The sequence below is a fragment of the Thiomonas sp. OC7 genome, assembly GCF_900634595.1.
In the GTDB taxonomy this organism is placed as follows: Bacteria; Pseudomonadota; Gammaproteobacteria; order Burkholderiales; family Burkholderiaceae_C; genus Thiomonas; species Thiomonas arsenitoxydans.
Genome location: NZ_LR131953.1, coordinates 3,284,137 through 3,296,064 on the forward strand (window position 1 = coordinate 3,284,137; position 11,928 = coordinate 3,296,064).

The window sequence follows — 11,928 nt, forward strand, 5'->3', positions numbered from 1 at the left end:
CTGGGTTTTCAGTCGCCCAGCAGATCCTTGGCCACGCGGGTGATTCTCGCCACGCCCGGGTGAGTGATGCGCCGCTCGACCGAGATGGCGTAGAACTCCTGGTGCATGTCGGCGCAGTGCCCGAGCAGCGTCACGCCAAGTTCGCGCGCGATGTCGGCCTGCAGCACGCTGGGGGCGGCAAATGCGCCCCGGCCCTCGCGGCCGAAGGCGGTCATCAGCGCGCCGTCCTCGAATTCACCGGCGATGTGGGCGGCGATTTTGTTCTGGCCCAGCCATTGATCGATCTGCGCGCGCACCGCCGACGACGTGGCGGGCAGCAGCAGCGGCAGCTCTGACAGACACTGCGGAAAAGGCTGCGTGGCGCGCTCCAGCAGCGAGGTGCTGGCATAGAAACACAAGGTGGTTCGGCCCAGCCTGTGGTTGAACGCCCGCACATTCACATGTGCGGGCAGCGGGGCGTCGGCGATCACCAGATCGAGCCGGTGCACCGCCAGATCGGCCAGCAGATCGTCCATTTCGCCTTCTTCGCACACCAGCCGGGGTGACTCTCCGCCTTGCAGGGCGGGTTCGATGAGGCGGTAGGCAATGGCTTTCGGCACGGCATCGGTCACGCCGATGCGCAGCGGCGCGGTGGGGCGTGCGGGTTGGTCGTGTTGCAGTGCGGCCTCCAGTTCTGCGCCCAGGGTGAAGATTTCCTCCGCATAACGCAACACCAGTTGGCCTGCCTCGGTCAGTTCCAGATTGCGGCCACTTTTGCGCAACAGCCGTTTGTTGAAGTATTCCTCCAGCAGCTTGATCTGCCCGCTGAGCGTTTGCGGTGTGAGATGCAGCTGCTTGCCCGCCCGCACGATGCCGCCCGTCTTGGCTGTGACCCAGAAGTAGTGCAAGTGCTTGAAATTCATTTGTGTGATCCCCAATCACTTCGAATAAGTCGAAATGAAAAAGTCAAAAATACGAATTTACTCGAAATTAAAACATCTCTAGAGTTCGTGCTGTCTTGATTCTTTTATGGAGTTCAACATGAACGAGAGCAATGCCTGGGGCAAGAGTGCCGTGGTGTATTCCACCGGCACGGCTGCCGCTCCTGATTCCGCCTCTATGCCGGCGCACCGCGTGCTGCGCAATACCTATGCCTTGCTGGCGCTGACCCTGACGTTCAGTGCGGCGGTGGCCGCGGTGAGTGCCGCGCTCAGGCTGCCGCATCCCGGCATCCTTCTCACCTTGGTGGGCTATTTCGGCCTGCTGTTCGCCACTTACAAGCTGAGCAACAGCGTTTGGGGTCTGGGCGCGGTGTTCGCGCTGACGGGCTTCATGGGCTATACGCTGGGGCCCATCGTCAGTCATTACCTGGCGAATGCCGGCGGTGACGAGATCGTGGCGATGGCCTTCGGCGGCACGGCGCTGATTTTCTTCGGGCTGTCGGCCTGGGTGCTCACCAGCAAGCGCGACTTCAGCTTCATGGGCGGCTTCCTGTTTGCCGGCATGATCGTGGCGCTGCTGGCCGGATTGGCGGCCGTGTTCTTCCAGATGCCCGCGTTGTCGCTCGCGGTTTCGGCCGCGGTGGTACTGTTGATGTCGGGCATGATTCTGTTCGAGACCAGCCGCATCGTGAACGGTGGCGAGACTAACTACATCCTGGCCACGGTGAGCCTGTTTGTCAGCATTTTCAACCTGTTCACCAGCTTGCTGCAGTTGCTCGGTTTCATGAACAGCGACGACTGAAGGAGCGCGCGATGAACTGCCCGCACTGCGCAGAGACCACGCTGGTGATGGCCGAGCGCCACGGCATCGAGATCGATTACTGCCCGAAGTGCCGTGGCGTGTGGCTTGATCGCGGCGAGCTCGACAAAATCATCGAGCGCGCCGCGTCAGCGGAACAAACCACAAGCCCGCGAGCTAGCTCGCCCCAGCCCGTTGTCTCCCAGTCGGCCCGCCAGCCGGATTTCGACGACAGCGATTTTCGCCAGCGTTCCCACGATCCGCGCTTTGGCCAGCAGCCCTACAAAAAGCGCAAGTCGCTGCTGTCCGATCTGTTTGATTTCGATTGACACACTGCGCTCCAACCGTGTCATTTCTTGGGGGGCTGCGGCCCCCCTTTTTTGTGCCTTCCTTTACGCTTTTTTGACTCGATCATGGAATTTCTGCACGCTTCGTTTCTGGGTTATGCGCTGTGGCTCTGGCTGGTGTTCGGGGGTGTGGTCGTCACCCTGCTGGCGCTTGACCTCGGGGTGTTGCACCGCGAGGGCGGCGAGATCAGCGTGACGGAAAGCCTGTGGCTGTCGGCGGGCTATATCGCCGTGGCGGTGGCTTTTGGCGGCTGGCTGTGGTGGCAGGTGGGAGCGCAGCAGGGCATGGATTACTTCACCGCCTATGCGGTGGAAAAAAGTCTGTCGCTCGATAACGTGTTCGTGATCTCGCTGGTGTTCACCGCCTTCGCCGTGCCGCGCGCTTTGCAGCACCGCGTGCTGTTCTGGGGCATTCTGGGGGTGATCGCGCTGCGCGCCCTGCTCATCGGCGCGGGCGCCACGCTGGTGCAGGAATTCCACTGGGTGCTCTACCTGTTCGCCGCTTTCCTGATCTACACCGGCATCAAAATGCTGTGGGCCGCCGATCATGCGCCCGACCCGATGCGCAACCCGGTACTGCGCCTCATTCGCCGCGTGGTGCCGGTGACGGAGCAGTTGCACGGCAAGGCTTTTTGGGTGAAACAGCCTGACGCGCACGGGCGGGTGCGGCGCATCGCCACCCCGCTGTTCATGGCCTTGGTTACGGTGGAACTGGCTGATTTGGTGTTTGCGGTGGACAGCGTGCCCGCCGTGTTCGCGGTCACTGCAGATCCCTTCGTGGTCTATACGAGCAATATCTTCGCCATTCTGGGCCTGCGCGCGCTGTACTTCGCGCTGGCAGCCATTTTGCACCGCTTCGCCTACCTGAAATACGCGCTGGCGCTGGTGCTGGTGTTCATCGGCGGCAAGATCATCGCGGCCGAGTTGGTCGGCAAGATTCCCTCGGCCATCAGCCTGAGCGTGACTTTTGGCCTGCTGGCCGCGGGCGTGCTGTTCTCGTTGTGGAAAACACGTGGAGCAGCAAGCGAAGGCAGTCCTGCTGGGGGTTGACGATCAGCAAACGTGTCGCAAGCCAAGTTGGCTGTTGCGTCTGGCGTTCAAAATCTCCTGGCTGATGCGGCCGGGTCTGCGGCGCGTGCTGAATCAGCCCATCTCGCTCGCCTGTGCAATGACTTCGAGCAGCGCGGCGCCGTAGGTGTCGCGCTTTTTGTCGCCCACGCCGGAAATGCCGCGCAGCGCATCCAGACTATCCGGCCGGGCCAGGGCGATGGCCTGCAGCGTGGCGTCGGGAAACACCACAAAGGCAGGCACGCCGTGCTCTTTGGCGGTGGCTGCGCGCCAGGTGCGCAGGTGGGCGAACAGCTCGGCATCGGCGCTCGACATGGCCTGCATGGTCAGTCGCGTGCCGGTCGACGTGGTGCTGCCGTTGGTGCTGCGGCGACGGCGCTCCGCGCCAGGCTCGCGGTGCTTGAGGTGGATGCGCTGCTCGCCCTTGAGCACCGCGCGACTGGCGTCGGTGAGGTGCAGCACGTTGAAATGCGCAGCGTCGACTTCGACCAGTCGTTGCGCGACGAGCTGGCGCAGCAGCAAGCGCCAGTCGGTCTCGCTCAGATCGGCGCCGATGCCGAAGGTCGACAGGGCGTGGTGGCCGTGGCGTTCGGTCTTCTCGGTGCGCTTGCCGCGCAGCACGTCGATGAGGTGGCTGGCGGCGAAGCTGGTGCCGCTGGCTTGGCGGCAGCGGTAGATGGTGGACAGCAGCTTTTGCGCGGCCTCGGTGGCGTCGATGAGTTGCGGCGGGTTCAGGCAGTTGTCGCAGTTGCCGCAGGGCGCGCTGGCTTCGCCGAAGTAGCCCAGCAGGCGCACGCGGCGGCAGTCGGCGGCTTCGGCCAGCGCGAGCATGGCGTCGAGCTTGGCGGTGGACAGGCGCTTGTAGGCGTCGTCGGCGTCCGACAGGTCGATCAGCCGACGCTGCTGCACCACGTCGGCCAGGCCGTAAGCCATCCACGCGGTGGCGGGCAGGCCGTCGCGCCCAGCGCGGCCGGTTTCCTGAAAATAGCCCTCGATGGACTTGGGCATGTCAAGGTGGGCGACGAAACGCACATCGGGCTTGTCGATGCCCATGCCGAAGGCGATGGTGGCCACCATGACGATGCCGTCCTCATCGAGAAAACGCCGCAGGTGCGCCGCGCGTGTGGCCGCGGGCAGGCCGGCGTGATAGGGCAAGGCGCGCAGGCCGTGGCCCGCGAGCATCTCGGCCACTTCCTCCACCGTGTTGCGCGACAGGGCGTACACCACGCCGCAGTCATGCGGATGTTCGCTGCGGATGAACTGCAGCAGTTGCGCGCGGCCGTCGCGTTTTTCCACCACGCGGTAGCGGATGTTGGGGCGGTCGAAGCTGGAGACGAACTCGGCGCCGTCGTGCAGCAGGCGCTGCACGATTTCGTGCCGCGTGGGCTCGTCGGCGGTGGCGGTCAGCGCCACGCGCGGCACCTCGGGCCAGCGCTCGCGCAGCAGCGAGAGCTGGCCGTATTCTGGGCGGAAGTCGTGGCCCCATTGCGAGACGCAATGCGCCTCGTCGATGGCGAACAGGGCGATGCGCAGATCGTCGAGCAGAGCCTGGCCGGATTCGCTCAGCAGGCGTTCGGGCGCCATGTAGAGCAGGTCCAGCTCGCCTTGGCGCGCCGCGCGCTGCACCGCTCTGGCCTCTGTGGCGTCAAGGGTGGAGTTGAGAAAGGCGGCGCGTAGCCCCAGTTCGCGCAGCGCGGCCACCTGGTCTTGCATCAGCGCGATCAGCGGCGACACCACGATGCCCACGCCTTCGCGCAGCAGGGCCGGTATCTGGAAGCACAGCGATTTGCCGCCACCCGTTGGCATGAGCACCAGGGCGTCGCGGCCCGCAACCACATGGTCGATGGCCTGGGCCTGCAAACTGCGGAACGCGGGGTAGCCCCAGACGTGTTGCAGCGCGTCCAGGGCAGAGGGAAACTTCTTGGGCATGGACGCTATTGTCGCTGCGCCGACAGCCTCACCTGCGCATCAGCGTGGACTTGCCGAACAGGCTCTCGATGAGATCGACCGCCACCTCGGCGGTACGGTTGCGTTCGTCGAAGGCGGGGTTGAGTTCCACCACGTCGAGCGAGGCCAGCAGGCCGGTGTCGGCGATCATTTCCATGCAAAGCTGCGCCTCGCGGTAGGTAGGGCCGCCGGGCACGGTGGTGCCCACGCCGGGGGCGATGTCGGGGTCGAGGAAATCGACGTCGAAACTCACATGCAGATGAGTGTCGGCGTCCACGCCTTCGAGTGCCCGGCGCATGGCGTCGCGCATGCCGTATTCGTCGATGTAACGCATGTCGAACACGTCGAGCCCGGCCTGATGCACCAGCCGTTTTTCCTCTGCGTCCACGCTGCGGATGCCGATCTGCCGGATGCAGGAGGGTTGCAGTTGCGGCGCCGGGCCGCCTAGGGTGGTGAGCGCTTGCGGGCCGTTGCCGCACAGGCAGGCCACCGGCATGCCGTGGATGTTGCCGGTGGGCGTGACGGTGTGGGTGTTGAAGTCGGCATGGGCGTCGAGCCACAGCACGCGCAGCTTGCGACCCTGTGCGCGGCAATGCTGCGCCACCGCGCTGAGCGAGCCGATGGCCAGGCAATGATCGCCGCCCAGCAGGATGGGCAGGGCCTGAGCCCGCAAGGCATCGCCCACGGCCTGATGCACCGCGGTGTTCCAGGCGATGACTTCGGGCAGATGGCGATAGCCGCAGGCCGGTGGTTGCCAAGGGTTGTGGGGGCCGATGAGATTGCCGGTATCGAGCACCGTCAGGCCCTGAGCGCGCAGGGCGCGGTCGATGCCGGCCACGCGCAGCGCTTCTGGCCCCATGGAGGCGCCACGGTCTGCGGCGCCGATGTCGGTGGGCGCGCCGATGAGATGAATGACGGGGCTGGCGCTCATGGAGCAACAGGCTCGGATTCAGCCTCTGTGCCGCTCTCTGCACCGACATCCGCACCGCCCTGCGCACCGTTCAGCTCGAAGGCCTGCGCTAACACATCCCACGCCTGCTCGGCGGTTTCGACGAAGTGAAACAGATCCAGGTCTTCGGCGGCGATCATGCCGGTTTCGACCAGATAGTCGAAGTTGATCAGCTTGCGCCAGAAACTCTCGCCGAACAGCACGATGGGGCGCTGCCTCACTTTGCGCGCCTGCGTGAGCGTGAGCACCTCGAACAACTCGTCGAGCGTGCCGAAGCCGCCGGGGAAGCACACCAGCGCGACCGAGCGCATGAGAAAGTGCATCTTGCGCAGCGCGAAGTAGTGGAACTGGAAGCACAGCTCCGGCGTGATGTAGGGGTTGGGCCGCTGTTCGTGCTGCAGCACGATGTTCAGGCCGATGCTTTTGCCCTGGGCTTCGAACGCGCCGCGGTTGCCCGCCTCCATGATGCCGGGGCCGCCGCCGGTGACGACTACCAGCGGCTCGTCGGCATCGCAGGTGGCGCGGGTGACGAGGGTGGCGAAGCGCCGCGCCTCCTCGTAGTAGCGCGACATCTCGAGCTGCATGCGCGCCCGCGCGACGGCCTGGGCGTTGCCTTTGGCAATGGCTTCGGCTAGGCGCTGTTGCGCCACGTCGCGCGGCAGGATGCGCGCACTGCCGAAGATCACCAGGGTGGACTCGATGCCGTGCTCGGTCTGGATCATTTCGGGCTTGAGCAGCTCGAGCTGCATACGCACCGCGCGCATTTCTTCACGCAGGATGAACTCGGTGTCGGTGAACGCCAGTTTGTAGCTGCTGCCCGGCTGGTCGTAGGGCGAGGGCTCGACGGCGACGATGGCCGCATCTTCGCCTGCGCTGGGAAAGTTGCGGTCGGTGAGGTGGCTGCGCTTGTGGCGCAAAAGGCGTTGTTTGTTCATGAGGCAAGCATAGCGAATCGGTTTGAACGGGAAAGGGGTGTTTCGCGACATGTTTCGCGAGATGTTTCGCAGCGCCGCAGCCGTTACGTTTTCAAACGGCATTGCGTCGCAAATGCGCCTAAAACCCTCACATCAAAAAACGATGAGGAGCACATCATGGCAAGCATTCACCTCGATACCCCCGCGGCGGCTGGCACGCCGGGGCGCAACATCCGCAAGGCTGCTGGCATCTGGAGCCTGCTGTTCGCCAGCCTGACGGCCATCATCGGCTCGGGCTGGCTTTTCGCGCCGCTTACGGCGGCCACGCAGGCCGGGCCGGCCAGCATTCTTTCGTGGGCCATCGGCGGCGCGGCCATTCTGGTGCTGGCTTTTGTGAATGCCGAACTGACCAGCTCGTTTCCGGGCATGGGCGCGGTCATCACCTTTCCCAAGTTGAGCCACGGCCATCTGGCTGCGGCGGTGGTGAGCTGGGTGGTGTTTCTCGGTTACGTGACCGTCGCTCCGGCCGAGGTGTTGGCGGTGGTGACTTACGCCAACAACTATCTGCCGGGCATGGTCGATGCGAAAACTTCGCTGCTGACCGACACCGGCATGATCGTCAGCATCTTGCTGCTCGGCGCTTTCATCCTCATCAACGCTTGGGGCGTGCGCGCCCTGCTGCGGCTGGGCAATACCTTGATGATCTGGAAGCTCATCATCCCCATTCTGACCATCGTGGCGCTGATGCTCGCCTCGTTTCATGTGGGCAATTTCACCGCGCAGGGCTTCGCCCCGTTTGGCGCCAAAGGCACGATCGCGGCCATCGCCACCTCGGGCATCGTGTTCAGCTATCTGGGCTTTCGCCAGGCCATCGAGCTGTCGGGCGAGGCGACCAACCCGCAGCGTGACGTGCCCATTGCCATCATCGGCTCGGTGCTGATCGCCGGGGCGATTTTTGTCATGCTGGAAGTGGCCCTCATCGGCGCGGTCAATCCTTCCGACATCGCGCAGGGCTGGGCCAAGCTTCACTTCACCGGGGTGTCAGGCCCGTTCGCCGGTCTGGCCGTGATTCTGGGCATGAGCTGGCTGGCCATCCTGCTCTACATCGACGCTGTGGTCTCGCCTGCGGGCACCGGCCTGGTGTATGGCGGCACTACAGCGCGCGTGGTGTACGCCACCGGGCGCGACGGTCTGTCTACGCCCTGGTTCGCCAAGCTGAACAAAAACGGCGCGCCGTCCACCGGGCTGTGGATCACCTGGATCGTGGGCATTCTGTTCTTCCTGCCGTTTCCGTCGTGGCAGAAGATCGTCACCTTCATCTCGTCGGCCACCGTGCTAGGTTATGGCATCGGCCCGGTGGCGCTGATGACCCTGCGCCGCAGCATGCCGCTGGGCACTTATCCGCGCCCCTTCACCTTGAAAGGCGCAAGCCTGTGGGCGCCGCTGGCCTTCATCGTGGCCAACTTCATCATCTACTGGTCGGGCGCGAGCACGGACAACTTCCTGTTCGGCGGCCTGGCCATCATCTTTGTGCTGTTCGTGATCGGTCAGGCCATCACCCACGGCGGCAAACTCAGCCATCTGCAATGGAAGGGCGCGTGGTGGCTGGCGCCGTATTTCTTCGCCATGTGGCTGGTGACCTATCTCGGTCCGAAGGATCTCATCGGCGGCACGGGATTGCTGACCTTCTATCAGGGCATGGTCGTCGTGGTCATCATCAGCATCGCCATCATGGCCATCGCCGTAGCCAGCGGCCTGCCCGAGCCGGAAGAGGCGCGCGAACTGATCGCGATGACTGGCAGGACGCGCGGCTGATTGCATAGCGTGAACAGGCCCTAGTTCTGTTTCACGCCCCTCGGCCGGGTGTTGACGTAAAAACGGCTGCGATCAATCGCAGCCGTTTTCAATTCAGCCATGCCGGGGTTTGGTCAAAGTGCCACCGTGAATTTCAGCCCGATCACAAAGGCGTTGGGAATGTTCCTGGTGCGAAAGGGCTCGGCCTGCTGATCGGGATGGAGGATGTACTGCAGGTTGGGGGAGAGTCGGATTCCTGGGCTGAGTTGATAGCCATAGGCCAGTTCCATCATGGTTTCGCTCCCCGGTATATCGGTGCTTGCGCCAACCGAGGCGCGCGCCACCCGAATATTCTGCAGGGCTAGGCTGGAGAATCGCTGCTGGTTGATGACAAACCCAAGAGTGTCTTGTTCACGACCGGGGAAAGGCCCTTGCATGACCGCGCCCAGTTCCAGAAAGCTGGATTCATTGACCCGGCCTGTGAGATTGGTCATCGCCACGCCAAAAAGGGTCAGGCCGCGTTGGGAGTTCGTGTCAGGGCGCCACACCATCTGGCTGAACCGCACATAGGCGCCGGAGCGGTTGCGGTCGGTGCGGTAGGGCTGTCCGGTGAGGACGGCATAGTCGCCATTGGCATCGAGTAGGGGATCGGTGTACTTGGAGCGATCAAACCAGCCGCCGATCTCATAGTCACGCGGATGGGTGTCGTTGGCGAAGGTCGTGGCATAGCCCATCGCCCAGGGCACGACGACGCCAGTGGCATCCTTGGTGCTCCAGTCGATGCCGTGATCATTGGGGCGCTTGTCGTTCGGATTGACTTCGTACGCTCCAACTTTGGTGTACAACCTGTCGGTCACCCAGCCCTTGGCGTAGCCGCCCCAGCTCGACGCTGGAAAGTAAGTGAAGTTGCTGTTCTTGAAGACGAAAGTAGGGTTGCCGCAGGCCGAGTTGCTCTGGAAGTTGCAATACAGCGGGGAGTTGAGGAAGTCGATATTCGCCACCGTCCGCCCGCCCTGAATTTCCAGCCGCCCGCCGAAAAACTTTTTCTCAACGGTGAAGTAGGCCAGGTGCAGATTTTGCGTCCCGTAAATCTCCTGCACCGAGGTATTGTTGCCAATCGCCTCGTTTGACAAGCTCTGGCCGTGGCGTTGCGTGACGGCGATGTGCACGCTGGTGGCATTCCACCCCAGCATCTTCTGCAAATCCAGATCCGCGCCCAGGAAGAGTTGGCCCGCGTAGGCTGAGCCCTGCCGCAGGCCGCCGGTGGTGTTGGCTGCGGCTTCGCCGGTGTAATTGGCGGAGAAGGTCAGGCCATTGCCCAGGTCATACTGGCCCGGTGTGTGCGTGGACTGAGCGGCCTGCGCTGCGGCGCTGCTCATCAGCAAGAGTGCAGCGCACAGGCAGGTGGGCTTAAAAAGAGTGGAAAGCATCATGGAGGTCTCCTGGAAAAGATGAGGGATCAGGCAACAGGTTTTTTGAGCAAGCCCAACAACACCGCACTGACCACAGTGCCGGCGACGATGGCAATGACATACATCCCCAGATGCGACACCGCGTTGGGAATGGGCAGCACGAAGACGCCGCCATGGGGCACTCGCAACTGCACGGCAGCCACCATCGAAATGGCGCCGGCGACGGCCGAGCCGATCATGTTGGCGGGAATGACGCGTAGTGGATCGCGCGCGGCATAGGGAATGGCGCCTTCGGTGATGAAGGACAGGCCCAGCAACCCGGTGGCGCCCCAGGCCTCGCGCTCATCCAAGGTGAATCGGCTCGGAAAGACGCGCGTGGCCAACGCCAGCGCCAGGGGCGGGGTCATGCCAGCGGCCATGACGGCGGCCATGGGGGTGAAAATCTGGCTGGCGAGCAGACCGGTGGCGAAGGTGTAAGCCGCCTTGTTCACCGGGCCGCCCATGTCGAATGCCATCATCGCGCCCAGCATCAGACCGAGCAGAATGGCGCTGGCGCCCTGCATGCTTTTGAGCCAATCGGTGAGCCAGGCCAGGGCATGCGCCACCGGCGTGCCAACCACATAGATCATCAGCAGGCCGGTTAGCAAGGTGCCGAGCAGAGGCAGGATCAGCACCGGCTTGAGCCCCTCCACATGCCGATTGAGTTTCAGATGCTTGTTGAACCAATCCGTGCCGTAACCCGCGATGAAGCCTGAGACGATTCCGCCAAGAAATCCAGCGCCAATCGAGGAGGCGATCATGCCGCCGATCATTCCCGGCGCGATCCCCGGCCGGTCGGCGATGGAGTAGGCGATATAGCCCGAAAGCGCGGGAACGATGAGCGCAAAGGCCGCCTTGGCGCCGATCTGGAACAGTTCGTAGCCCAGTGTGCCAGCGTGCTCCGGTTTGAAGACGTAGATGCCCCCCAGTGCAAAAGACAGCGCGATGAGCAGGCCGCCCGCCGTGATGAAGGGCAGCATGAATGACACGCCGGTCATCAAATGCTTGTATGGCCCGGCGCGCAACACCGCGGCCTTTTCGCGCTTGCCAGACGCTTCGAAGCTGGCATCGCCCGCAGGGCTCAGGACCTGTGCCTCGGCCAGTGCGCGCCTGATCAAGGCCTGCCCGTCCTGGATGGCGGGTTTGGTGCTGGCCTGCAGTACCCGTTTACCCGCAAAACGCGATAAATCAACCTGCCGGTCTGCGGAAATGAGCACCACATCAGCCTGTGCGATGTCGTCGTCCGTGAGGGTGTTCTGCGAACCGACCGAGCCCTGCGTTTCGACCTTCACCAGGTGGCCGAGCGCCTTGGCGGCCTGCTCGATGGCTTCTGCGGCCATGAAAGTGTGGGCGATGCCAGTGGGGCAGGATGTGACCGCGACGATCCTGGCCGTAGTGGATCGGCTCTTGTCCGGTGGGGTGGGAGCGAGCGCGTGGTCCAGCACCGTGTTGACATTGGCAAGCACCTCTTCAATTGAGGCAGAGACGACGCGCAAGCCTGCAAAGCGTGGATCGGCGGCGTTCACCGGCCCTACGGCCAGCAGTGTGCCGCCCGCCTCAGTCTGCGTGCGCGTCAGCGGGTTGAGCACACCTTCTGCGGTGTTGACTTCAATGTCGATGGCTTGCTGTCGCTTGGCAGCTGCCAGGCGCAAGGCCTCGGCGGCGAGGACGCCGGCCACGGTGCGGTCTTGCGCCGCCACACATGCGAATAACGGGCTCATACGGGTCTCCTGTAGTGT

Annotated in this window: 10 protein-coding genes; 4 read left to right on the forward strand and 6 right to left on the reverse strand. The window is 63.7% G+C overall.

The window, feature by feature from the left end; translation table 11 throughout:
* Positions 1-8: 8 nt before the first annotated feature.
* The gene (nhaR, locus tag BIO17B3_RS15760; RefSeq protein WP_156054739.1) at positions 9-902 is read right to left on the reverse strand and encodes a transcriptional activator NhaR; all 894 of its coding nucleotides are present in this window, start codon (positions 900-902) and stop codon (positions 9-11) included.
* A 118-nt stretch (positions 903-1,020) separates the two neighbouring features.
* Here nhaR and BIO17B3_RS15765 point away from each other — a divergent pair, with 118 nt between their 5' ends.
* From BIO17B3_RS15765 to BIO17B3_RS15775, 3 genes are all read left to right on the forward strand, one after another.
* A complete protein-coding gene (locus BIO17B3_RS15765; protein WP_156054740.1) occupies positions 1,021-1,722 on the forward strand; it encodes a Bax inhibitor-1/YccA family protein in 702 nt (233 codons plus the stop codon).
* An 11-nt stretch (positions 1,723-1,733) separates the two neighbouring features.
* On the forward strand, positions 1,734-2,048 hold the full coding sequence (locus BIO17B3_RS15770) for a zf-TFIIB domain-containing protein (RefSeq protein ID WP_156054741.1): 315 nt from the start codon (positions 1,734-1,736) through the stop codon (positions 2,046-2,048).
* 84 nt (positions 2,049-2,132) lie between these two features.
* Complete coding sequence (locus tag BIO17B3_RS15775) at positions 2,133-3,116, forward strand: TerC family protein (RefSeq protein WP_156054742.1); 984 nt, start codon at positions 2,133-2,135, stop codon at positions 3,114-3,116.
* A gap of 93 nt (positions 3,117-3,209) precedes the next feature.
* Here the strand turns inward: BIO17B3_RS15775 and recQ are convergent, their stop codons facing one another.
* Genes recQ through BIO17B3_RS15790 form a run of 3 tightly spaced genes read right to left on the reverse strand, consistent with a single transcriptional unit; the run spans position 3,210 to position 6,965 of the window.
* The gene (recQ, locus tag BIO17B3_RS15780) at positions 3,210-5,063 is read right to left on the reverse strand and encodes a DNA helicase RecQ (protein ID WP_156054743.1); all 1,854 of its coding nucleotides are present in this window, start codon (positions 5,061-5,063) and stop codon (positions 3,210-3,212) included.
* 28 nt (positions 5,064-5,091) lie between these two features.
* On the reverse strand, positions 5,092-6,012 hold the full coding sequence (gene rocF / locus BIO17B3_RS15785; protein ID WP_156054744.1) for an arginase: 921 nt from the start codon (positions 6,010-6,012) through the stop codon (positions 5,092-5,094).
* Complete coding sequence (locus BIO17B3_RS15790) at positions 6,009-6,965, reverse strand: TIGR00730 family Rossman fold protein (protein WP_156054745.1); 957 nt, start codon at positions 6,963-6,965, stop codon at positions 6,009-6,011. Before BIO17B3_RS15790 ends, rocF begins: the two co-directional genes overlap by 4 nt.
* 156 nt (positions 6,966-7,121) lie before the next feature.
* Between BIO17B3_RS15790 and BIO17B3_RS15795 the strand changes: the two genes are divergently transcribed.
* Positions 7,122-8,759, forward strand: coding sequence for an APC family permease (locus tag BIO17B3_RS15795; RefSeq protein WP_013123736.1), 1,638 nt, complete (start codon positions 7,122-7,124; stop codon positions 8,757-8,759).
* A gap of 113 nt (positions 8,760-8,872) precedes the next feature.
* On the opposite strand, the gene BIO17B3_RS15800 is transcribed toward BIO17B3_RS15795, so the two are convergent.
* On the reverse strand, positions 8,873-10,171 hold the full coding sequence (locus BIO17B3_RS15800) for a carbohydrate porin (protein ID WP_156054746.1): 1,299 nt from the start codon (positions 10,169-10,171) through the stop codon (positions 8,873-8,875).
* 26 nt (positions 10,172-10,197) lie between these two features.
* Entirely contained in the window at positions 10,198-11,910 is a 1,713-nt protein-coding gene (locus tag BIO17B3_RS15805; RefSeq protein ID WP_156054747.1) for a PTS fructose transporter subunit IIC, read from the reverse strand.
* Positions 11,911-11,928 lie beyond the last annotated feature (18 nt).

Bases quoted from the DNA above. Each gene is read 5' to 3' on its own strand.
- nhaR (WP_156054739.1), bottom strand. From the start codon at position 902: ATGAATTTCAAGCACTTGCACTACTTCTGGGTCACAGCCAAGACGGGC.
- BIO17B3_RS15765 (WP_156054740.1), top strand. From the start codon at position 1,021: ATGAACGAGAGCAATGCCTGGGGCAAGAGTGCCGTGGTGTATTCCACC.
- BIO17B3_RS15770 (WP_156054741.1), top strand. From the start codon at position 1,734: ATGAACTGCCCGCACTGCGCAGAGACCACGCTGGTGATGGCCGAGCGC.
- BIO17B3_RS15775 (WP_156054742.1), top strand. From the start codon at position 2,133: ATGGAATTTCTGCACGCTTCGTTTCTGGGTTATGCGCTGTGGCTCTGG.
- recQ (WP_156054743.1), bottom strand. From the start codon at position 5,063: ATGCCCAAGAAGTTTCCCTCTGCCCTGGACGCGCTGCAACACGTCTGG.
- rocF (WP_156054744.1), bottom strand. From the start codon at position 6,012: ATGAGCGCCAGCCCCGTCATTCATCTCATCGGCGCGCCCACCGACATC.
- BIO17B3_RS15790 (WP_156054745.1), bottom strand. From the start codon at position 6,965: ATGAACAAACAACGCCTTTTGCGCCACAAGCGCAGCCACCTCACCGAC.
- BIO17B3_RS15795 (WP_013123736.1), top strand. From the start codon at position 7,122: ATGGCAAGCATTCACCTCGATACCCCCGCGGCGGCTGGCACGCCGGGG.
- BIO17B3_RS15800 (WP_156054746.1), bottom strand. From the start codon at position 10,171: ATGATGCTTTCCACTCTTTTTAAGCCCACCTGCCTGTGCGCTGCACTC.
- BIO17B3_RS15805 (WP_156054747.1), bottom strand. From the start codon at position 11,910: ATGAGCCCGTTATTCGCATGTGTGGCGGCGCAAGACCGCACCGTGGCC.